Raw genomic sequence first — 22,563 nt, forward strand, 5'->3', positions numbered from 1 at the left:
GGAATCTGTAGGGGCGGGTTTAGGGAATCTGTAGGGGCGGGTTTAGGGAATCAATTCAGCTAGTCACCGATAACGGAACAACAAAACCCGCCCTCCCCATCGATAAAGGACGAATGACGAATTGATAAACTTTAGCTTAAGTCTTGGAGCGCTTGCTCCCAATCCCAAACACCTATCCCTTCACCTTGAAAGCGCGATAGATGTTTAACGTTTGTTGTCACAATTACCACTTCATCAAAATTGTCTAACTGAAAGATTGCTTGGGCGACAAGGATGACATCGCCATCTAAGCTATCATTACTTGCAGTAGGCTGCCCTTGGTTTCTTACCCACGCCCATAATTCTGAGGCTTTTCGCATTGTCAAAGAAGTCAGGGGGATAAAGCAGGGAGGTTGGCTGATCTGATTGAGACGATCAATACTCTTTCGTTTTCCAGATCTTAATAATTCGCGTCTAAGTTCATAGTCGGCTATTTCTGGAACCCGTAAAGCTGTTTCCTGATTTTGTAAAGATTGCAACCAATTGATAACATTTGGTTTTATCCTCGGATGTACAACCTGACTCAATGGATGAGTATCTAACAATACAGCTCTAGTCATCTGAGTTTTACAAGGATAACCGATTATGATTCAGACCCGCCTCAATTTGAGGATAGGTTTCTTCGTCATATCCCGACTCATCAGCCATCCAGCCATTGACCAGTTCGATGACATCCTTTAGGGAATCATCTTCTGTTTTTGGGGATGAAGATTGGTGAATAGAACCTAGGCTATCATTAAATAGGCTCTGATTAAAAATTAGAGCTTGTGGAGTGGTTCTTTTATAAGTTTTTACCGAAACATCCCGACAAGCCGCTAATATGATAATGTCTTCACTGATATCTTTACTTTTAAACAAATACTTTGATTCAATCAAGGCATCGATTTTTGTCCTAGCCTCTAACAACTGCTCTAGAGAAAGGGCATCCAGCCGTTGAATAATTTCGTCAAGAGGTTTGGTTTCTGTCATAACGATTAAAAGCAACTCGACTCTCTCTATCCTAACGGGGACTGAGTTTCAGCGCTGAATCCACACAACCTCTTACCCTCCTGCCTCCTGCCTCCTGCCTTCTACCGTAATAACCGAACCGCACCAGAATTAGCACTCACGTAGCAAGAGTGCTAAATTTGCTAATGGAGTAACGAGCAAGTATTGGGAACCCTATGGCAAAAATCGTTTCGTTTAACGAAGAATCACGGCGAGCCTTAGAACGGGGAGTCAATGCTCTGGCAGATGCAGTCCGGATTACCCTTGGACCCAAAGGGCGGAATGTGCTGCTAGAGAAGTCCTTTGGCGCTCCCCAGATTGTTAATGATGGTATCACCGTCGCCCAAGATATTGAACTAGAAGACCCCTTAGAGAATACGGGGGCGCGACTGATTCGAGAAGTCGCATCCAAGACTAAAGAAATTGCTGGAGATGGTACTACAACCGCTACCGTTCTGGCACAGGAGATGATTCGACAAGGACTCAAAAACGTTGCGGCTGGTGCTAATCCAGTGGCGGTACGTCGAGGGATTGAGAAAACCATAAATCATCTGGTTAAAGAAATTGAGTCAATGGCTCAACCCGTCGTTGGCGATGCGATCGCACAAGTCGCCACTGTCTCCGCCGGAAACGACGAGGAAGTCGGGCAAATGATTGCCCAGGCGATGGACAAGGTAACCAAGGATGGCGTAATTACCGTAGAAGAGTCAAAATCGCTTTCCACCGAACTGGAAGTTGTGGAAGGGATGCAAATTGACCGGGGTTACCTCTCCCCCTACTTTGTCAGCGATCAGGAACGGATGACCGTGGAATTTGAAGATTCCTATATCCTGATTACTGATAAAAAAATTAATAACATCCAAGAATTAGTTTCCATCCTGGAAAAAGTTGCCCGTGCCAGCAAACCCCTACTGATTATTGCTGAAGATGTAGAAGGGGAAGCCTTAGCCACCTTGGTGGTAAACAAAGCACGGGGAGTTCTCAACGTCGCCGCCGTCAAAGCGCCAGGATTTGGCGATCGCCGCAAGCAGATGCTGCAAGATATTGCGGTTCTGACTGGGGGTCAGCTAATTTCCGAAGAAATCGGTCTCAGCTTAGATAGTGCTTCTACTGAGATGATGGGAACGGCACGGAAAATCACAATTGACAAAGACTCAACCACGATTGTCGCCAGTGGTGAAACCAAGCCAGAAGTGGAGAAGCGCATTGCCCAAATCCGCAAACAGCTTGAGGAAACCGATTCTGACTACGATAAAGAGAAACTGCAAGAGCGGATTGCTAAACTTGCTGGTGGTGTAGCGGTAATTAAAGTCGGTGCAGCCACAGAAACGGAACTCAAAGATCGCAAGCTGCGGATTGAAGATGCCCTGAATGCCACCAAAGCCGCGATCGATGAAGGGATTGTTCCTGGCGGTGCAACCACGCTGATTCGCTTAATTTCCAAAGTTGATGGCATCAAAGCTAACCTGGATGCGGAAGAGCAAATCGGTGCGGATATTGTTGCCAAAACCTTAGAAGCCCCGCTGCGTCAGATGGCGGATAATGCTGGGGTTGAAGGTGCGGTGATTGTCGAGAAAGTACGAGAGAGCCAAGGCAATATCGGTTACAATGCCGCGACAGGTAAGCTGGAAGATTTAATTGCTGCTGGTATTCTCGATCCCGCTAAGGTTGTGCGTTCAGCACTTCAGAATGCCGGTTCCATTGCCGGGATGGTTCTAACCACCGAAGCCCTGGTTGTCGAGAAACCTGAGCCGAAATCCGCTGCGCCTGACATGGGCGGCATGGGCGGCATGGGCGGCATGGGTGGCATGGGCGGCATGGGTGGCATGGGCGGCATGGGCATGATGTAGTCCTCACCTATCTGCTATAGTTCATGACCGAAGCAGCTTGTCTAGTTAGACAGGCTGCTTTTTTGGCTATAAGGCAGAAAGTCATTCGTCCTTCGTCATACTCGCTTCGCAAGTAGAGACGCGCCATGGCGCGTCTCTACATAATAAATGATGTGTCCTAACAGCCATGGCGGTTGCTATACAATGCTGTTTTCTTTTGTCCGACTACTTAATAACTGGCGAATATGAGGATAATTGAGATATAGTCCGAAAGTCAAACCCTTGCAACAGGATGAGGCGTGGGTGATGTTCCCAATCCTTCGACAACTGATTAAACGCCAAATTAGCCGCATTTACGTTTTCCTGGCTGTCTTAACCTTCTGTGTCACAACCCTGACTCACCTCCTGGCTACTCAAGCGACTCTTCCCCCAACCGCACAACCTTCGATTTCGCCGCAAACTCTCGTGCAACAGGGGAAAACCCACTACGACGCCGGACAGTACACAGACGCCATTAATCTGTTACAACAAGCTGCCGATGCTTTCCAATCACAGGGAGATAGATTACGGCAAGCCATGACATTGACCAATTTAGCCTTAGCCTATCAACAATTAGGACAGTGGCAAGATGCCCAGGATACGATTACCACTAGCTTACAACTTCTCGACAATGCCCAAACCCCTGACACCTGGACATTACAAGGGGCGGCGTTTAATGTTCAAGGACAATTGTATTTGGCACAAGGAAATCTAGAAGCCGCCCTAGATAGTTTTACCACGGCGGTCAATAGCTATACTCAAACCGAGGATGAAGTCGGTTTGCTGCACAGTCAAATTAATCAAGCTCAAGCCTTACAATTGGCAGGGATGTATCGCCGCGCCCTGGATAGTTTGCAACAAATTGAACCTCGATTACAACAACAACCCGATTCGGCGCTAAAGGCGATTGGTTTGAGACGGTTAGGAAATGTACTGCGCTTAGTCGGGACAATGGATGATGCCAAAAAACGATTAACCCAAAGTTTACAAGTGGCGCAAGTGATTCAATCTCCCGAACAGATTAGTGCTGCCTTTCTGGGATTAGGAAATACGGCGCGATCGCAAGGACAAATCGAAGCCGCGCTCAATTATTATCAACAAGCCGCTGATCCGGTTTCAGGTGACTCCTCAACTCGGATTCAAGCGCAACTCAATCAACTCAGTCTCATCGTTGCAACACCAAGCCTCTCTGCTGATCCAGCATTTATTCAATCGTTGCAAAATCAAATTAGTCAACTCCCGGCGTCTCGTACTGCAATAGAAGCACGAATTAATTTAGCGGGTTCGCTGATGACACTTCAATCTCAGGATTATGCTAAAACCTCAGATATTGCCCAGTCTTTGGCGGTAGCCGTGGAACAAGCGAAACAGCTTGAAGACAACCGCAGTCAATCTCTCGCTTTGGGACAATTAGGGGCGATTTATGAACAAACTCAACAATGGAAAGAAGCGCAAGCCTTAACCGAACAAGCGTTAGTAATCGCCCAGTCGATTAACGCCCCCGATATTGCCTATAATTGGCAGTGGCAATTAGGACGACTGCTGAAAGCACAGGGAAAACGAGACGGTGCGATCGCGGCGTATAATGCAGCAGTAAATAGCCTAGAATCCTTACGTCGGGATTTGGTGAGTATTAATTCTCAGGTGCAATTCTCGTTTCGCGATCGCGTAGAACCAATTTATCGGGAATTGGTGCGGTTATTATTATCCTCACCCACCGATAATCCGGATCAAAACGATTTAGCCCAAGCCCGCGATGTGATCGAATCGCTGCAACAAGCCGAATTAGTCAATTTCTTCCGGGAAGATTGCTTAAATGCGAACCGGATTGTGATTGACGAAGTGGATCAAAATGCGGCGGTAATTTACCCAATTGTATTAGGCGATCGCTTGGATGTGGTAGTATCCTTACCCGATGCGCCCCTGCGTCATTTCGGGACAAGATTGCAAGGGAAAGACTCCAATCTATTTAGCCAACTGCGAACCGCAATTTCTCCCCTAAGTGTAGAACCCAATCGCGGACAGCTAATTACTATCCCTGAATCCTTGCAAAACATTTTTCGGGCGCAAATTGTGTTGATGGGGGGAAATCCTAGGGCGACATCTGAGGAATACTTACCCCTAGCCCAACAGCTTTATGATTGGTTAATTCGCCCGATTGAGTCAGACTTAGCCGCCAGTGGTACTAAAACCCTCGTTTTTGTCTTGGATAGCCCCCTGCTAAATCTACCCATGGCGGTTCTGCATGATGGGAACCAATTTCTGATTGAAAAGTATGCGATCGCCTATACGCCGGGACTGCAACTTTTAGACCCCAAACCCTTGACAAGAGGTGACATTTCTGCATTCACAGGCGGGCTTTCCGAATCGCGCCAAGGTTTACCTGCCTTACCATTTGTGGAAGCCGAATTGCAGCAAATAAAAGCTCAAGTTTCCGGTCAACTGCTACTGAATCAAGACTTTACCACAACCGCCATTGAACAGGCAATTGATTCCGTACCCTTTCCTGTGGTTCACCTCGCCACCCATGGTCAGTTTAGTTCTAAACTGGAAGATACCTTTATTCTCACCTGGGATAATCGCCTCAACATCAATCAACTTAACACATTATTACAAACCCGAGCCGGAGGCGATCGCCAACCCATTGAATTATTGGTACTCAGTGCTTGCCAAACTGCAACAGGAGATAAACGGGCGGCGTTAGGATTAGCAGGTGTAGCGGTAAGGGCGGGGGCGCGTAGTACCTTGGCGACGTTATGGTTTGTTAATGATGCGGCTACGGCTGATTTAATGATTCGTTTTTATCAAGAATTAACCGACAAAACGTTGACTAAATCCGAAGCCCTGCGCCGCGTTCAAGTTTCTTTATTAAAGGAAAAAAAGTATCAGAATCCGGTATACTGGGCACCGTTTGTATTAGTGGGTAATTGGTTATAGTTGTCATTTGTCATTTGTCATTCGTCATTTGGTTTCCCCCATGAAACAAAAGCGAAGCATCCGCTGGCTTCCCCCATGGAACAAAAAGCGAAGCAACATCTGGTTTCCCCCTTTTTAAGGGGGACGGGAGGGGGATCTAATCGGGAAGAGGGAGATCTTAAAGGTGGGCTAGGGGAGATCAGTCTTATCCAAGCAGTATTGGCGTAACTTCTATGTCTAAAATTGAAGCATCCACTCTTGAAGAAGCCAGAACAAATTGGTGTATCTACGCTCAACGGATAATAGAAAACTATCATCGCGATGCGATTAATTCAAACAATTTCGTCAATACTATCTATACCCGTTTGGACAAGTTTCTGGAAAGTAAGCCAACGGTGGAAAATGGCAAAATCTACACCAGCACGTATTTTCCTTCAGTAAATGAAGTTAACGCTGATTACGAACAGATTTGGTGCAAAATTAATACCGCTCATCGCATTGATGCTGCTATAGGGTTTCGCTCTCTAGGGGAACATCAATCTAACTCAAAAATGAACGAACTGGCGTTAAACTGGGCATACAATTATGTTGATGATCATATCAAAAATGCCTATCAAGCTGCCGATATCACTATAGATTATCGGGAAAGCCAAAAGTTAACCGGATTGGACTGGTCTCGTGCCGAACTTGTTTGGCAAAAGATTAACAATAAATCCTATAGTTTAGAGACTCCTTATTTGAGGACAGGAAACTTATTGTTCGAGGCGTTGAGCTATAAACATTACTGTAAAATTTTATCTCCGAAAGGAGCGGTTGATTTTATCGAAGAAATCAGTAAAATGTAATCAGCAGCAAAAAAATATTTTTCCTAATCAGCCATTGGAGTTAACGATGATTGAACTGAAACCACTGATTTTTCCCGCTTTAGCCACCATTGCCACTCTTTTGGTTTACTTTGTTCTCACGATCAATGTGGGTCGAGCCAGGGCAAAATATAATGTACCTGCACCTCAAATCTCAGGAGATGTCAATTTTGAGCGTGTGTTTCGCGTGCAACAAAATACGTCAGAACAATTGCTCCTATTTTTACCCAGTTTATGGTTATTCTCTCTGTTTGTTAGTCCAATTTGGGGGGCGGGAATTGGTGCAGTTTGGGTGATTGGGCGAATTATTTATGCCTGGGGTTACTATACAGCAGCGGAAAAACGTGGTATTGGTTTTGGAATTAATTCTTTATCTCTTCTCGTCCTGCTAATCGGTGCTTTAGTGGGAATTATTAAATTGTTCATCAATACCCCTTTTGGAGTGTAAGTAAGCTGTTCGGTATTTAAACATTAATTTAAATAATAACGGAATCATCGTAGTGAGCATCTTGCTCACTACTAATACCCAACTTAAATGCATGACAGCTAATCTGGACATACAGCGCTTTTCAGGTAAGCTTTTGTCTTCACTATTGCCTATTGCCTATTGCCTAGCGCGTAGCGCTATGCATCCCCATCAAACAGGGAAATCTATGCCAAATTCCCCAACTTGTCCCTATGAATTTAGCTGGTTTGATTGGTTTTGCCTCTGGTATCCTCCAGGTTGGCTGATTTTGTTCAACCGCCATTGGCAGCATTATCATCATGATCCGGCGGGGTGGAAGTGGCTGGAGTATGGATTATTTCTAATGCCTGGAGGATTTTATTTAGCATTACTAAGCCGGTGGTTGCGTTTGGGTTGCCGTTCACCTCACAGAGAAATCGAAGAATTTTATCCCGATTATCAACAAGTATTCTGCGATGAAATTCTCGACCCAATCATGACCCATTATTTTCGGGCTGAATTACACCTTCAGGATAATTTGCCGCCAAGTCAGTCCTTAATTGTGGCGATGAACCATGGGGGAATGTGTTTTCCCTGGGACTTTTTAGGGTTAGGATATTTATTGAGAAAAACTGAAGGATGGGTGGTGCAACCCTTAGCCAATGTGGTTTTATTTGAACATCCCTGGATGATTTGGTGGTTACCGCCTGCATGGTCAAAAGCGTTAGGGGGAGTACAGGCGCAACGCGATGACTTTGAAGATGCCGTGATGCACAAAACGATTTTGCTCTATGCTCCCGAAGGAGTACGCGGTCCTGGGAAAGGTTGGTCAAAACGCTATCAATTGCAAACCTTTCATCCCAGCTTTATCCAGTTGAGCAATCGCTACCGTATGCCAATTTTACCAGTCGTGTGCCTGGGCAGTGAATTCTTGCATCCATGGGCATGGAATGTTAAAGCATTGGCAAAGCGAGTGAATTTGCCCTTTTTTCCGGTATCGCCATTGATGATTGCCTTTGTTCTGTTCCCATCCATGGGGGTTTGGGCGATGAGAACGCAACTGCGCTATTATCTTCAAGCGTTTGAGCAACCTGAGATAGAGGTCACATCAGGTTCTAATGTGCGATCGCAAGTTTACCAACAAGCGCAACGATTGCGCGATAAACTACAGCATCACATTAATCAGCGGCTGTCCCGTCATTAGATAATAAAAACAGCTACCGCTTAGGAGGGGTCAGAATCACCGTGGAGAGGGGACATAGCCGCCACTGTTAATTTCCACCTCATCCCCTACCCGCAGTGTTCCCAACTGTTCTTGAATCACGTTCTGCCCAAAAAAGATTTTCCCATTCCGCAGCCGATAGTTTGCCAGTGTCGCTAAGGGTTCTTTGCCTCGTATACCCTGAGATTGATCCACCGTGGTAATGGTACATCGAGAACAAGGTTTAACCACGCGAAAGGGAATTGCACCGATGCGAATTTGACGCCAACTGTCTTCGGCATAGGCTTCACAGCCAGAAACGACTAAATTGGGGCGGAATCGATTCATGGGAACAGGTTGTTCTAACCGTTGGTTTAAGTCTTGCAACGAGGCTTCAGAAATGAGTAAAAAGGGAAATCCATCGGCAAAACTGACCGATTCGCTGGGATTAGCATAATTTGGATTAATCGGGCGGATGGAGTCCTCTGGCATATAGACTAACTGACAGGGAATGTCGAGAAATTTGCTAAACCATTGACTGATCTGTTTATCTAATGGAATAGCTTGACAGATATCATTCCAGACTTGCACCGGGAGGCGATAGTCACTGTCATAGTCTAGGGGAATGGATAAGCTGGGCTGGTTGGGTGCTTCTACGACTAACTCGTTCTCCCCCAACCGCACTTGAATCAATGCCATACGGGGAAATTGACGCTGGGTGAGAAACTTACCCTTTGCATCCACGAGCATCCAGCGTCGGTCATAGTGTAAACCGCGATCGCTCACCTGAGCCGTAGAGAGTGCGATCCCACCTGCTGACTTAATCGGGTAGATATAGAGTCCACTCAACTGAATAGAAGTCATAGGTTTATGCCGTCGATTTAACCGTAAAATCTATCCCACAATTTTAGCTGTGTCACGCCATTAGGCTAAGATCAGAGGAACTCCTACTATACGGAATGACTGACATGAAAACCGCAGCGCGTGTTATTCATAGCGACCCTGACATCCTGGGAGGAACCCCTGTTTTTGTTGGAACTCGTGTACCTTTTGAAACGTTGCTCGATTATCTCGAAGCTGGCGATCCACTCGATGAATTCTTAGATCATTTTCCCAGTGTTCGGCGTGAGCAAGCGATCGCAGCTCTTGAATTGGCAAAGGAAATGCTGATAGCTTATGCGAATCCTGCTTGATGAGTGCGCCCCACGACCTTTGAACTCAAGAATTACCAATTGTTTCAGCCTGATTGTGCCGATAGTAACCAGAACTTCTCTTCCGTAGTAGTTAAGATGAAGGGTGGAAACAGTTCCAACCCTGGTAGGGTAATACCGTTGTCGCTAGACCTCAGTCGTTTAGTCTCCCAGTTTAAAACCTGTTAGGACTCTGCCAAGGTTCGCTCTTCCAATCATGTTCGTCGAGTTCCTGCTAGATAATTATGACGACTGTCACTCAATCTCCCTACACCGAAGACCAAATTTCCGCTTGGCTGCGTGGCTTATGTACCGTGGCTTGGGCTGATGGTCACTTTGATCCCGAAGAAAAAGAGATCGTTTCTCAACTGACTCATGAACTCCTAGTGGTGGATAAAGATCCCCAGTCGGTTGAACAAACTATTTCTGCTGAAGAACTGGCTGCGGCGTTAGGTCACAACAAGCATACTGCCGAGAATTTTATCAGAACGGCTGTCATGGTGGCGATGGCAGATGGTATCTACTCGGTGAAGGAAGCAGATGTTCTGCAAGAATTCTGCGAAGCGCTGGGACTGCAAATCGAGGCATTGAATGCCCTGCGGCATACCCTTTACGATGGTGAAGGAACGGATATCTCAGATGTTGTCCACCACGACGCCCAGCAACCAGGAACCTCTCCCCATCCCCATTCGGATATTCTGCATCCTGTACGTAAATGGCTGGACGGGATGGAAGTTCATGACCCACGAGTTGCCCGATTTGTTTGTAATATTATCCCCTCTCAATGTCCGTTTGAACGAGATGTTAACCTATTCGGTCGCAAAGTCGCCCACATTCCGGCAATGTGTAAGATCAATCCCCTCTATGATCAGTTAGTCGGCTTGCGCTTCCGGGCATTATCCTATCTGGCAGATGAACGGGGCGAAGATGTCTCGAAATATTTTTAGTGTAGAGATGTACCATGATTCGTCTGTAGGGGCGGGTTTCACTACTATCATTTCTTCCCTCACCCAGATGTAACTAAACCCGCCCCGACTAGATTAAACGTAAGACGTCTTTGACATAAGACGAATGACAAATAATGCAATTTATTGATCAAGCGGAAATTGAAGTAGAAGCGGGGAAGGGCGGCGACGGGATTGTCGCCTTCCGGCGGGAGAAGTATGTACCTGCGGGAGGACCGGCGGGTGGGAATGGGGGACGTGGGGGAGATGTGATTTTGGTGGCGGCTGAACACCTGCAAACCTTACTGGATTTCAAATATGCCCATCGTTTCCAAGCCGACAATGGGGGACGCGGGGGACCGAATAATCGAACGGGTGCTAATGGGCGCGATCGCACAATTCAAGTTCCCTGCGGTACAGTTATCTATGATGCAGATACCCAGGAAATTATCGGGGATTTAGTCCAACCGGGACAAACCTTTTGCGCGGCTAAGGGAGGTAAGGGAGGATTAGGGAACAAGCATTTTTTGAGCAATCGCAATCGCGCTCCTGATTATGCCTTACCTGGACTCCCTGGAGAGTATCGCCGCTTGCGTTTGGAGTTGAAACTATTGGCAGAAGTGGGCATTATTGGTTTGCCCAATGCGGGTAAGTCTACCCTCATTGCTGCCCTTTCTGCGGCACGCCCCAAAATTGCCGATTATCCGTTTACAACCTTAGTACCCAATTTAGGTGTGGTTCGCAAACCTACAGGTGATGGTACAGTGTTTGCCGATATTCCGGGATTAATTGAAGGGGCGCATCTGGGAACCGGGTTAGGGTATGACTTTCTCCGCCATATCGAACGCACGCGCTTACTACTGCACCTGATTGACGCTACGGCTGATGATCCCATTGGTGATTATCAAACCATTCAAGCCGAGTTACAGGCGTATGGACGAGGTTTGTCAGAACGTCCTCAAATTCTGGCATTAAATAAGATAGATGCTATTGCTTCAGAGGCGGTAGAACTGCTGGCGACTGAACTCAATCACTTAACCCATGTACCCGTGTTCCAAATTTCAGCCGTGACTCAGACAGGGTTAGAGTCGCTATTGCAAACCGTTTGGCAGTCTTTGGATCAGTTAAAAGATGTAGAGGTGAAAACGGTTACCAAGGTTTGATAGTGGGCAGGGTGTGGGGTGTGGGGTGTCGGTGTTTAAATCGCTCCAATTCCTGGAAATAAAGGGAGGAAAGCTGCCTTGTTTTGAAAAGCGTTACACAGACAGATCCCCGACTTCTCCAAGAAGTCGGGGATCTTGCTTAGAGACTGTACCTCATCAACCACCAAATCTGCTGTAATTATCCTGAAAACGAAAATTAAATCCCAGAATTCCGGAATGGGGGGATGAAAGGATGAAGGTAAAATTACACCCTTATCCAAGGTGCTGCTAATTCGTCTCTGTTGAGCAACGTTTATACCTCTTTACATTCCATGATGATATAAATACTCTTTCAAGAAAAGAAAAGCCGACCGTGACATTGATAGCTTTTCTGACAATATTTGGTTGCAAGGCTTCAGACTCTAGCTAAGAGCTAAAGTCCAAGAAGTCTTAGTTAAACATAGTTTTTGGAAAAATAAAAATGGATGCGACCAGCAGACGATTAACGGCTGCGGCACAATGTCCGATCTAACTCCTAATCCAGTTTTAAACTTGCAGCAAAGTTTATCACAACTTTATTTAAGTCATCTTGACTATGTTTTTTCTGCAAATCATGGCTATAACGCTTGTAGTTTTACTTGGCAAGATGCAATGATAAACAATAAGGAAACTTCGAGATTAAAGCTGGATAATCTCTCAGACAATAAAACAGCTTAACTATTGACTTGCCACACATTCAATATTTCTTGATTTTTATAAGGGCTAGGCATCTCCACAACTCAGTTTAATTTTTTGGGGACATACATTTCATCATGACTCATTCAAAGGTCATTGGCAAATTATCACTAACGACAGCTCTGGCTACGTTAATTGCCGTATTAAGCAGTCCAGCCGCCCAAGCAATTGTTATTGATTTTGAAGATAATGCGATTGAACCTAATAATAATGAAGATGTTTTATCCTCGATAACGTCGCAAGATTTTTTATTTGAGCCAACTCTCCCTGGTGAAACGCAGTATGCATTAGCGAATAATGTATTTGAGGCACACAATGACAGCACCTATTTTGTAATCCGGAATTTAGTAGACAACGACACATTGGAGCCGTTCATCAATCCTGTCATCATGTCTCAAGTTAACGAAACTCCATTTTCGTTACTCAGTTTGGACTTGGCAGAATGGGGAGTACCCCAGGATCAAGCCACAAGGGTTGAAGTAACTGGCTTTTTAGCGGGAGGCGGTTCAATCACCAAACTAATCTCCTTTGATGGTGTGACTGATGGGAGTGGACCTCTAGAGGATTTTCAAACCGTAACCTTTAACCAGCAGTGGAGTAACTTGAGTAGCGTTGAGTTTAAAGGGATAGATGCACCTGTTTCTGATGATCCCAGCGAAGAACCTGGTTTTCAGGTTAATAGCTTTGCTATTGACAACATTGAGGTAGGAGAAGCGTTTGAGGAACCCCACACAGAAGTTCCCGAACCTGCTTCAATCCTAGGTATTATTGCTCTGGGAACAGTGGGATTTGGTTCGAGATTGACGAAAAAAATAACTCAGCGTTAACTAATCTGAAATACTGATATAGATTGGCTTCGTAGTGAGGGAACCTCAGCCCTCTTCCGCTAGGTATTAGAGTACTAAAGTACTCACTACAAACAAAGCCCTATTTTAGCTGAGTCATACGACTAGCTGCGTGGATCGATTCCTTGGTAAGCGATGATAAAGTTAATGGCTAAGTAGGGTTGCAGGTTATTGTGGGCGTTGTTCTCACTACTACCGATACTAGAAGAAATACAGTCCATTTCCACGAAATTAGTAGCTCCAGTCGCATAGATGCTACTTCTCGGTTTCGACAAAAGGGCAGATCCACTCGGACTGGTTTCGTTGGAGTCAGCATTCGTCGCTTTTAATTTCATTTGAATTTCTGGTAAGTTCGCTTGAGTTAATTCAACCTGCTCTGATCCACTTTTATCACCCAAGCCATAGGAGTTGCGATCATTATCACTATTTCCTGCCATCGGGTTTATCCCCAGAGGAACGCGACCTCTCAAATCAGGAACACGAAAAGTACCTTGTGTTGGATCACCAGGCTGATTGTACTTTCCTGCCAAGATTGAAGCCAGAATGTCGTTTTCGTCACTTATTATGTCATGTAGTGTACCATCGCAAAGATACCAACCATCGGGGGCAAAATCAAAAGCAACCATGGCAATTTGACCGATCAAGGGTGTTGTCATAATAAATTCCTCAAGTTTTCCATAAGGTAACGTTGTGCTAAAACTTCCCTCGACTTCCTGTAGCCCTAACAAAAAGGCGGGAAATGATGTAATCATTCTTGGGGTTCAGGACTCCATTCGTTTTCTTTAGAGCTTAATGACATAGTAATGTAGCCAAAGTTTATCAAGTCGTCAAGAAAGTTTTGTTACAAAGCTTAAGCTTTAATGCTATCGGCGTGGCACAGATATTTTTATTTCTTCACAAAATAATAGTCAAGCTAGAGTAAGGTGGTAAGACTCCTGAATCCAACTGAATTGTGCCAGATCTTATCTCTGTAGACTAGAAGGAAACAGCGATAGGTCAGTTTTGAGCGATTATTTTTGCGAGGAGAATATAAAGTATGCTGGATTTGGTAAGTCCTACGAGATTGGGGAACTAACGATGAAACCTATCTCATTGTGCCTTCGATGTTTATTTGTCGGTGTTGTCCTCACCGGAATAATACCCGATCCAATTTTTACCGAAACCGGATTGCTGTCCAAGCATCACAGATTGAAATCAGCAAGAGCTTGGCTGGACTCAGTTCCCCCAGCCCAGGCTCAACCCATTACCCCAGCCGTCGATGGTACTGACACCGTTGTCACTCCAGAGGGAAACCGCTTGGATATCCACGGTGGAACGCTTTCGGGAGATGGCGCAAATCTCTTCCATAGCTTTGAGCAATTTGGACTCTTCCCCGATCAAATTGCCAACTTTATCTCCGATCCCCAAATTCGCAACATTCTGGGACGGGTAGTTGGCGGAGATACCTCTGTGATTAATGGTCTAATTCAGGTAACTGGGGGAAACTCTAATCTTTTCTTAATGAATCCGGCGGGGATCATTTTTGGTGCTAATGCCCAGCTTAATGTTCCGGCTGCCTTTACCGCAACCACGGCGACGGGGATTGGCTTTGGCTCGGAGAATTGGTTTAATGCATTTGGTGAGAATAGTTATGAAAATTTAATCGGGACTCCGACAAGCTTGGCGTTTGACTTGGCTGAATCGGCTGCGATTACGAATCACGGCAATTTAGAGGTGGGAGAAGGTCAGACTTTAACCTTAGTTGGTGGAAGTATTACCAACACAGGACAACTGACAGCACCAGGAGGACAAGTTGCGATCGCGGCTGTACCGGGTGAGAATTTGCTCAGAATCAGTCAACCGGGAAGCCCCCTCACCTTAGAGATTACACCCCCTCGCTCCGCCACTGGGGAGCAATTGCCCATTAATCCCCTCGATTTACCTGTTTTACTGACGGGTAATAGCGGTCAAGTTGTCAACGAAGGGCAAGTATCAACCACCGATACGAATCAGGGGGGTGCAATTCATGTCGTTGGTTCTAGGGTGGATAACCTCGGTTTTATGATGGCTGATGGGGCGAATGGGGGTAGTATTCAGGTTCAAACTGATCATTTCCTGGACACAGGACAACTGAGTGCAACCGGGAACCAGGGAAATGGTGGGGAAATTCAGGTTCATTCTACAGGCACAGTCATTCAAACCGCTAGCGCAACAACCTGGGCAAATGGTTCTCAACAGGGAGGGGTAATTGAATTTAAGGGTAATGCTGATACAGTTTTAACCACTTCAGGTGACATTGAGGCGACAGGAGAGGTGGGCGGTACCGTCCATTTATTTGCTGAGACGCTTCAGTTATTGGCGACTGATATTGATGTTAGTGGTAACAGTGGCGGTGGAGAGATTTTAGTCGGTGGTGATTTTCAGGGACAGACGTTAGATGCCATTAATGCCCAAACTACAATCGTCAATCATAGCAGTCGTTTAAACGCCAACGCCCTGACCACTGGTAACGGAGGACAGGCGATTGTTTGGTCTGACCAACACACTCAATTTTCCGGTACGATTCAGGCGCAAGGTGGTGCAATTAGCGGTAACGGCGGTTTTGTGGAAGTGTCGGGTAAAAATACGCTCTCGATAACGGGTACTGTCGATGTGGGGGCTGTTAACGGATTAGCTGGGACACTGTTACTCGATCCGAAAAATATCATAATTGATGACAGTGTAGGAGCCATTCCTCAGTTTGACCTCGTTGATCCCAATCTGGGCAATGGTTCGGGGTTTGGTGATGCGATCGCGCCATTGAGTACGGGGAATGTAGTCGTTACCAAGCCCGAAGATAACTTTGGTGGGGATAATGCGGGTGCGGTTTACCTCTTCGATGGTTCAACTGGCGCATTACTTCGCATGCTGATGGGTCAGGAAAATGACCAGGTAGGGAGTGGTGGTGTTACAGCCTTAAATAATGGGAATTTCGTAGTCGCGAGTCCACAGTGGGATAATCGGGTGACAGGGGCGACAAATGCTGGGGCGGTGACGTGGGGTAATGGCACAATCGGGATTTCGGCAGAGGTTAACGCAACTAACAGTTTAGTTGGCACTCAGACGGATGACCAAGTGGGGAGTGGTGGTGTTACAGCCTTAAGTAATGGAAATTTCGTGGTCGTTAGTCCAAGGTGGGACAATGACGTTACAGGGGTTATAGATGTAGGGGCGGTGACGTGGGGTGATGGCACAACTCAGACTATTGGAGAGGTGAATGCGACTAACAGTTTAGTTGGCACTCAGCTTCGAGACAGAGTTGGTAGTCGTGGTGTTACGGCTCTCAAAAATAATGGCAATTATGTAGTCAACTCCCCGTTTTGGGGCGACAGTCAGGGTGCCATAACTTGGGGTGATGGCACGACTGGGACGACAAAAGGACAAGTGGATGGGAGCAACAGCTTAATTGGTAGCGAAGATAATCTTGTCGGATTGGTCGAAAATGGTTTTGACGGTGTAACTGCCCTGGAAAACGGAAATTATGTCGTCAACAGTCCCTTTTGGGATGATCCCAATACAACTAGATCTGATGATCCAACAAGTCCAAATACAAATGAAGGAGCCATCACCTGGGGTGATGGTGTGACAGGGACGACAGGAGTTATAAGTGCGAATAACAGTTTGATTGGTACTCAGACTGATGATCAGGTTGGTGGTGCTGGTGTGACTGCGCTGACTAATGGTAATTATGTGGTCAGTAGCCCCCTGTGGGACAATGGGACAGTTCAAGATGTGGGAGCCGTTACCTGGGTTGATGCTAACGGTTTGACCACGGGTTCAGTAAGACTAGATAACAGTATAGTTGGTAGCCTTGCCCAAGATCGCATCGGTAGTGGTGGTGTTACCGCCCTGACTAACGGGAATTATGTGATTAGCAGTCCGAACTGGAACGATAACAGAGGAGCGGTGACTTGGCGGGATGGTACTCTGCAAACGGGTAATGAGCAGGTTCGTGCGATCAATAGTTTAGTCGGTAGTACAGTAGGTGATCAAGTTGGTAATGGTGTCCCCCCGATGGGCTTTGTTCCTTCTCCGAGGATTGAAGGTGTTATTGCGCTTGCTAATGGCAATTACGTCGTCAGCAGCCCCGACTGGAATAATAATCAGGGTGCCGTCACTTGGGGTAATGGCACAAGGGGTATTACTGGTGTAGTGGTGAGTGAGACTAACAGTTTGGTTGGGACTCCAGCCTCCTTTGATCGGATAGGTAGTGGCGGTGTTACAGCACTAAATAATGGGAATTATGTGATTAGTAGCCCAGAGTGGAACAATAATCGAGGCGCCGTTACTTGGGGCGATGGCACAACTGAGATTATTGATCAGGTAAGCGAACTCAACAGTTTAGTGGGAAACTTGGCAAATGACCAAGTGGGTAGTGGTGGCATTATTGAATTAAATAATAGCAATTATTTGGTTAGTAGTCCCAACTGGGATAATCAAGGAACAGATATTGGGGCAGCGACTTGGGTAGATGGAATTACTGGACAAACTTGGGATGGAACGAATAGTATCAGCGATAAAAATAGTATTATTGGTCGTCAGTTGAATGCTGGTTTGGGTACAGTTGTTAATGACCCAGTTAATCAGACGTTTTGGGTACAATTTGCTAACGAAGGTAATGGTAGAGTAACCGTCGGCGTTCCCACAGATCTAACATTTGCTAATGTCGCCGGTGCTTCGGTAACGTTCTCTCCCTCTTTTTTACAACGTACTCTAAATACGGGTACAGCCGTTGTGCTGCAAGCCAATAATGATATTACTATTACTTCCGATAATCCCCTGATTATCAATAATCCTAGCGGCAATGGGGGCAATCTCACGTTTCAAGCCGGACGCAGCATTATGATTAATGCTGATATTTTTACAGATAATGGTGATTTAAATATAATTGCTAACGAAACTCTGGCAAATGGAGTGGTTGATGCCCAGCGAGATAGCGGTAAGGCTGACATCGTATTGGCAGATGGAATAACACTGGATACAGGTGAGGGAGATATTAATATTACCCTGAATACAGGTGATGGTTTAACCAATGATCAGAGCGGTGATATTACTCTAGACGGTAATATCAATGCCAATCATCTGGCGATTGAACATAAGGGGTTAAGTGGCGGGGTAATTATCGAGAAAACCGCGAATTTTGAATCAATTGACAATCTCACTATCTCTAGTCGTACCCTGACTCTCCCGGAGACAATAGCACTTAACATTCAGGGCGGATTAGAATTAAATATCACCGAAGCGGTGGAGTTAGCAGGTCAAATTACGACGAATGGCAATCTAGAATTAAATGCACCAATTACCCTAACTGGCGATACTGTCTTCAATACAAGTGGTGCAGGTACTATTCTGTTTAACAACACGCTTGACGGTAATCATAACCTCGAACTGTCTGCTGGCACGAATAGGATTACTTTTGACAATCTCGTTGGCAAGAGTACCCCACTGAATAACCTGACGATTAATGGGGGTTTAAATCTTGCCACTACGATTAACTTGACGGGAGGATTTGAGCAAAATGGCACAAATCCAGTGAATTTAGCTGGGACTATTACCACAACAACTGGCACGATTGATTTAAATGGTGCGGTTACGCTGACGGGCGATAGTACTCTGAATACGAGTGCGGGTGATATCCGTTTTCTCAATCCAATTAATGGTAGTAATGGAACGGAAAGCCTAAACCTAAGCGCGGAAACGGGTGCGATTCAATTACCCGAAACAATAGGGAGTACAACCCCAATTGGCAATCTAACAATTCTCAGTAATAATCTGGATATCCCGACAACAGCCCGGATTAATCTCACGGACAATTTTCAACTCAATGGTGCTAATTCGCTGAATTTAGCGGGTGAGGTGACAACAGCGAATGGTACGATTGAATTTAATGCTCCAACCATCCTAACTGGCGATACATTCCTGAGAACAAATGGCGGTGATATCCGGTTTAATAATAGGCTCAACGGTAACGGTAGTTTGGCTAATCTAAACCTAGCGGCGGCGGGAATGGGGAATATCGCGTTTACAGATAGTGTTGGTGAAACTAACCCACTGGGGAATCTGACTATTTTTAATGCCAATAACTTCACGGCGAATGATTTGATTAGGGCGGCTAGTCTGAAGAATACGACAGGAATTGACACAATTAATTTGCAAGATGTGCAAACCTCTGGAGGTGCGGTTGAACTGACAACTGAAAATAATCTAACTACGACTAATATTACGACGGCTGGCGGTGATATTCGTCTCACTAGCCATCAGGATACAGTGAATAGTGGTAACCTCAATTCTTCGGCGGCGACGGGTGGTGATATTGTGGTCGAGGCTGAGGTAAGTATTGATGCTGGAGAAATCAATTCCAGTGGCAATATCGGTGATGGCGGTAATGTTACGCTTGATCCCCAGGACTATATTCAGGTAAGTTCAATTAACGCCCAGGGGGGAAGTAATGGCAGAGGCGGCAATGTTGAGATAGAGAGCGATCGCGTATTTCGGGCAACGGGTAGTTTTTCCCACAATGGTAGGGAAACCAGCATTTCTACGGCAGGTGGAAATGGTGGCGGCGATATCACGATTCGTCATGGGGGAGGCGGAATTATCCCCTTTGATGTGGGAGATGCCACAATTAACGGCACAGCTGCTGTCATTAGCAGTGGTGAGTTTACCATCGCCCCTTTCCAATCCTTTCCTTTTACCCACACTGAAGGTAATATTCAGATTATTAGCGTTGATGATACCCGTGATATCCCAGTTAACCCGGTTGATTTAACCACCGCCGATTCAAATCAAAGTCAATCCCCGATTGAAAAAGACGAATCTGGGGTGATGGAGATTGATAACTTATTCAGTCGCGATTATGAGGAATATTTTGGCAGGGCGAAACGGGCGGGGATTACCTTAGAACAAGCGCGAGAAATCTTACGCGATAATGAAGCGGCGACAGGGGTGAAGTCGGCGGTGATTTATGTCGTATTTGCCCCGCAAACGATTACTTCTGTGCCGGAAGGTGCAGATGTTGCGCCCAATAATACCAGTTTATTACGATCGCTAACCCCGCAACCGAGCGATCGCCTGGAATTAATTCTCATCTCTGCCGATGGACAACCGATTCGGCGATCGGTTAATGTAACCAGAGCGGAAGTCCTGGAAATGGCAGATCAATTTCGCCGCACGGTAACCAATGTAATCGATGACCAGAACTATCTGCCACCCGCTTACCAGATGCATCAATGGTTAATTAAACCCATCGCCGCCGATTTAGCCGCGCAAGACATCAAGCATTTGGCATTCGTTATGGATACGGGGTTGCGTTCCATACCCATTGCCGCCTTGTATGATGGGGATCAGTTTATCATTGAGAACTATAGTGTCGGCTTAATGCCTAGCCTCAGTCTCACCGATACTCGTTATCAAGATGTCAGAGATGATTCGGTGTTGGCAATGGGGGCTTCAAAATTTCGGGATAAGGCATCTTTACCTGGTGTTCCCATTGAGTTACAGGTGATTGCTGATCAAGTGTGGCAAGGTGAATCCTTTCTGAATGAAGAGTTTACCTTAAATAATCTCAAGCAAGCCCGCCGAAAAGTGGCGTATGGTATTGTGCATTTAGCCACCCATGCTGAATTTCAACCGGGAAAACCTGCCAACTCTTACATTCAGTTGTGGGACAATAATAAACTCAACCTGGATCAGATGTGGCAGTTAGATTGGCATAAACCGACGGTGGAACTGTTGGTTTTAAGTGCTTGTCGCACGGCGTTAGGAGATGAGGAAGCCGAGTTAGGATTTACGGGGTTAGCGGTACAAGCTGGAGTCAAGTCAGCCCTAGGCAGTCTCTGGTATGTTAGCGATGAGGGGACACTGGGACTAATGACCACATTTTATGAGAACCTTAAACAAAGTTCTACTAAAGCTGAAGCCTTGCGAAAGGCACAACTGGCAATGCTTAGAGGTGAAGTGCAACGAGAAGGCGATCGCTTAATTACCACTAAGAGTAGTATTCCCTTACCCCCTGATTTTCCGGCGTCGATTAACCAAAACTACAGCCATCCTTATTTTTGGAGTTCCTTTACCCTAATTGGTAATCCTTGGTAATCAGGGAACAGGGAACAGTAAGGGTTTGAGGGCGATTGGCAAAACTTAATACACTGCCGTTTTCTTTTGTCTGACTACTTATCACTCTGGGTTTTTCTTTAATTCCTTTAACGTCTGATACATTTGGGGTAACCGATGATAAATCGCGGATACTTTCAAAAATAATTTATGGGGAACAGCGGGAATACCCGAGACAATCGCCCCAGCTTCGACATTATTATGAATCCCCGATTTTGCCGAGGCGATCGCGCCGTCTCCAATCTTAGCTTGATTGGCAATCCCGACTTGCCCAGCGAGGATTACTCGATTCCCCACATTCACACCCCCAGCCAAGCCAACTTGCGCCGCGATCGCACAAGCACCTCCCACTTGACACCCATGACCAATTTGGACTAAGTTATCGATTTTAGTATTACCACCAATCCGAGTTTCTCCCACCGCCGGACGGTCAATCGTCGTATTACAGCCGATTTCCACCCCATCTTCTAAAACCGTATATCCCGATTGTTCCATCTTGAACCACCCCTCTTTAGTGGGGACAAAACCAAACCCTTCCGCCCCAATTACCGCACCGCTATGGATCACACAATCCGCCCCAATTTGGCTACGTTCATGAATGGTACAGTTAGCGTGTAAAATTGTGCGATCGCCAATTTGCACATCGGGATAAATCACCACATTCGGATGAATACAAACCCCATTACCAATCCTCACCCTCGCCTGAATTACTACATGCGCCCCAATATAAACCCCCTCCCCTACCTGCGCCTCTGGGTGAATCACAGCGCTAGCATGAATTTCCGGTGCAGGTTTCCAGGGTTGATAGAAAAGCGCGATCGCGCGGGCAAATAATAGTCGGGGTTCCGATGCGCCAATCCAAGCAATACCGCGTTCTGTGGCTTGTCGTTGTAACCCGTGATCCGGGGGTAAAATTAACACCCTCGCCTCAGTGGTTTTCAGCCTAGCGGCAAACTTAGCCCCCTCAATATAGCTGATCGTACTGCGGGTGGCTTGGTCAATGGGGGCGATTCCCTGAACCTCTGGATCACACTCTGGATGACCTAATAGACTCGTGCGATCGGTGTTTATATTAAGGTTTTGTACCAGTTCACTAAATTTCATCTTCGTCAGGGTTCATAGTTGATCGTTCATGGTTCATTGTGAAGCCATGGACGTTTTTCGCAAAGGATTCAACGTATTCGCGAGAGTCCTCGCCCTCAACTCTCGTAGGGCGAGGAGGGATAGCGGGATGCCGGAAGAATGAAGGCATCCAATT

General features: G+C 46.1%; 15 protein-coding genes. 10 read left to right on the top strand and 5 right to left on the bottom strand.

Annotated elements, in window-relative coordinates; genetic code table 11:
- Positions 1 to 131 precede the first annotated feature (131 nt).
- Entirely contained in the window at positions 132 to 599 is a 468-nt protein-coding gene (locus tag RH949_RS00915; RefSeq protein ID WP_446351643.1) for a type II toxin-antitoxin system VapC family toxin, read from the bottom strand.
- Positions 600 to 606: 7 nt separating this feature from the next.
- Positions 607 to 1,008, bottom strand: a complete 402-nt coding sequence (locus RH949_RS00920; protein WP_446351644.1) for a hypothetical protein — start codon at positions 1,006 to 1,008, stop codon at positions 607 to 609.
- 194 nt (positions 1,009 to 1,202) lie between these two features.
- Between RH949_RS00920 and groL the strand changes: the two genes are divergently transcribed.
- The 5 genes from groL (at position 1,203) to RH949_RS00945 (ending at position 8,322) form a co-directional block, all read left to right on the top strand.
- Complete coding sequence (gene groL, locus RH949_RS00925) at positions 1,203 to 2,876, top strand: chaperonin GroEL (protein ID WP_006099811.1); 1,674 nt, start codon at positions 1,203 to 1,205, stop codon at positions 2,874 to 2,876.
- 234 nt (positions 2,877 to 3,110) lie between these two features.
- Positions 3,111 to 5,831 (top strand): CHAT domain-containing protein, encoded by a 2,721-nt coding sequence (locus RH949_RS00930; RefSeq protein ID WP_446351645.1) that lies wholly within the window; start codon positions 3,111 to 3,113, stop codon positions 5,829 to 5,831.
- A gap of 212 nt (positions 5,832 to 6,043) precedes the next feature.
- Positions 6,044 to 6,655, top strand: a complete 612-nt coding sequence (locus RH949_RS00935) for a hypothetical protein (protein ID WP_446351646.1) — start codon at positions 6,044 to 6,046, stop codon at positions 6,653 to 6,655.
- Between the two features lie 46 nt (positions 6,656 to 6,701).
- The gene (locus RH949_RS00940) at positions 6,702 to 7,121 is read left to right on the top strand and encodes an MAPEG family protein (protein WP_446351647.1); all 420 of its coding nucleotides are present in this window, start codon (positions 6,702 to 6,704) and stop codon (positions 7,119 to 7,121) included.
- 205 nt (positions 7,122 to 7,326) lie between these two features.
- Positions 7,327 to 8,322, top strand: coding sequence for a 1-acyl-sn-glycerol-3-phosphate acyltransferase (locus tag RH949_RS00945; protein WP_446351648.1), 996 nt, complete (start codon positions 7,327 to 7,329; stop codon positions 8,320 to 8,322).
- A gap of 36 nt (positions 8,323 to 8,358) precedes the next feature.
- Here RH949_RS00945 and RH949_RS00950 read toward each other — a convergent pair whose 3' ends face one another.
- Positions 8,359 to 9,183 carry an MOSC domain-containing protein gene (locus RH949_RS00950; RefSeq protein ID WP_446351649.1) on the bottom strand — a complete coding sequence of 275 codons (825 nt, stop codon included), beginning with the start codon at positions 9,181 to 9,183 and terminating at the stop codon, positions 8,359 to 8,361.
- A gap of 104 nt (positions 9,184 to 9,287) precedes the next feature.
- Here RH949_RS00950 and RH949_RS00955 point away from each other — a divergent pair, with 104 nt between their 5' ends.
- The 4 genes from RH949_RS00955 to RH949_RS00970 all read left to right on the top strand — a co-directional run bounded on the left by RH949_RS00955 (position 9,288) and on the right by RH949_RS00970 (position 13,157).
- Positions 9,288 to 9,512 carry a DUF433 domain-containing protein gene (locus RH949_RS00955; RefSeq protein WP_044205930.1) on the top strand — a complete coding sequence of 75 codons (225 nt, stop codon included), beginning with the start codon at positions 9,288 to 9,290 and terminating at the stop codon, positions 9,510 to 9,512.
- A 242-nt stretch (positions 9,513 to 9,754) separates the two neighbouring features.
- Positions 9,755 to 10,456, top strand: a complete 702-nt coding sequence (locus tag RH949_RS00960) for a Mo-dependent nitrogenase C-terminal domain-containing protein (protein ID WP_006099763.1) — start codon at positions 9,755 to 9,757, stop codon at positions 10,454 to 10,456.
- Positions 10,457 to 10,590: 134 nt separating this feature from the next.
- On the top strand, positions 10,591 to 11,616 hold the full coding sequence (gene obgE, locus RH949_RS00965) for a GTPase ObgE (protein WP_006099625.1): 1,026 nt from the start codon (positions 10,591 to 10,593) through the stop codon (positions 11,614 to 11,616).
- Between the two features lie 791 nt (positions 11,617 to 12,407).
- Positions 12,408 to 13,157, top strand: a complete 750-nt coding sequence (locus tag RH949_RS00970; protein ID WP_446351650.1) for a PEP-CTERM sorting domain-containing protein — start codon at positions 12,408 to 12,410, stop codon at positions 13,155 to 13,157.
- A gap of 122 nt (positions 13,158 to 13,279) precedes the next feature.
- On the opposite strand, the gene RH949_RS00975 is transcribed toward RH949_RS00970, so the two are convergent.
- Positions 13,280 to 13,831 (bottom strand): phage tail protein, encoded by a 552-nt coding sequence (locus tag RH949_RS00975; RefSeq protein WP_198016405.1) that lies wholly within the window; start codon positions 13,829 to 13,831, stop codon positions 13,280 to 13,282.
- Positions 13,832 to 14,252: 421 nt separating this feature from the next.
- Here RH949_RS00975 and RH949_RS00980 point away from each other — a divergent pair, with 421 nt between their 5' ends.
- Entirely contained in the window at positions 14,253 to 21,287 is a 7,035-nt protein-coding gene (locus tag RH949_RS00980; protein WP_446351651.1) for a CHAT domain-containing protein, read from the top strand.
- Between the two features lie 81 nt (positions 21,288 to 21,368).
- Here the strand turns inward: RH949_RS00980 and lpxD are convergent, their stop codons facing one another.
- Positions 21,369 to 22,409, bottom strand: coding sequence for a UDP-3-O-(3-hydroxymyristoyl)glucosamine N-acyltransferase (lpxD, locus tag RH949_RS00985; RefSeq protein ID WP_446351652.1), 1,041 nt, complete (start codon positions 22,407 to 22,409; stop codon positions 21,369 to 21,371).
- Between the last annotated feature and the right edge of the window lie 154 nt (positions 22,410 to 22,563).

Source organism: Coleofasciculus sp. A1-SPW-01 (genome assembly GCF_040217205.1).
Classification (GTDB): domain Bacteria; phylum Cyanobacteriota; class Cyanobacteriia; order Cyanobacteriales; family Coleofasciculaceae; genus Coleofasciculus; species Coleofasciculus chthonoplastes_A.

Excerpts from the sequence above, each read along its gene's own strand:
- RH949_RS00915 (WP_446351643.1), bottom strand. The coding sequence starts at position 599 with ATGACTAGAGCTGTATTGTTAGATACTCATCCATTGAGTCAGGTTGTA.
- RH949_RS00920 (WP_446351644.1), bottom strand. The coding sequence starts at position 1,008 with ATGACAGAAACCAAACCTCTTGACGAAATTATTCAACGGCTGGATGCC.
- groL (WP_006099811.1), top strand. The coding sequence starts at position 1,203 with ATGGCAAAAATCGTTTCGTTTAACGAAGAATCACGGCGAGCCTTAGAA.
- RH949_RS00935 (WP_446351646.1), top strand. The coding sequence starts at position 6,044 with ATGTCTAAAATTGAAGCATCCACTCTTGAAGAAGCCAGAACAAATTGG.
- RH949_RS00940 (WP_446351647.1), top strand. The coding sequence starts at position 6,702 with ATGATTGAACTGAAACCACTGATTTTTCCCGCTTTAGCCACCATTGCC.
- RH949_RS00945 (WP_446351648.1), top strand. The coding sequence starts at position 7,327 with ATGCCAAATTCCCCAACTTGTCCCTATGAATTTAGCTGGTTTGATTGG.
- RH949_RS00950 (WP_446351649.1), bottom strand. The coding sequence starts at position 9,183 with ATGACTTCTATTCAGTTGAGTGGACTCTATATCTACCCGATTAAGTCA.
- RH949_RS00955 (WP_044205930.1), top strand. The coding sequence starts at position 9,288 with ATGAAAACCGCAGCGCGTGTTATTCATAGCGACCCTGACATCCTGGGA.
- RH949_RS00960 (WP_006099763.1), top strand. The coding sequence starts at position 9,755 with ATGACGACTGTCACTCAATCTCCCTACACCGAAGACCAAATTTCCGCT.
- obgE (WP_006099625.1), top strand. The coding sequence starts at position 10,591 with ATGCAATTTATTGATCAAGCGGAAATTGAAGTAGAAGCGGGGAAGGGC.
- RH949_RS00970 (WP_446351650.1), top strand. The coding sequence starts at position 12,408 with ATGACTCATTCAAAGGTCATTGGCAAATTATCACTAACGACAGCTCTG.
- RH949_RS00975 (WP_198016405.1), bottom strand. The coding sequence starts at position 13,831 with ATGACAACACCCTTGATCGGTCAAATTGCCATGGTTGCTTTTGATTTT.
- RH949_RS00980 (WP_446351651.1), top strand. The coding sequence starts at position 14,253 with ATGAAACCTATCTCATTGTGCCTTCGATGTTTATTTGTCGGTGTTGTC.
- lpxD (WP_446351652.1), bottom strand. The coding sequence starts at position 22,409 with ATGAAATTTAGTGAACTGGTACAAAACCTTAATATAAACACCGATCGC.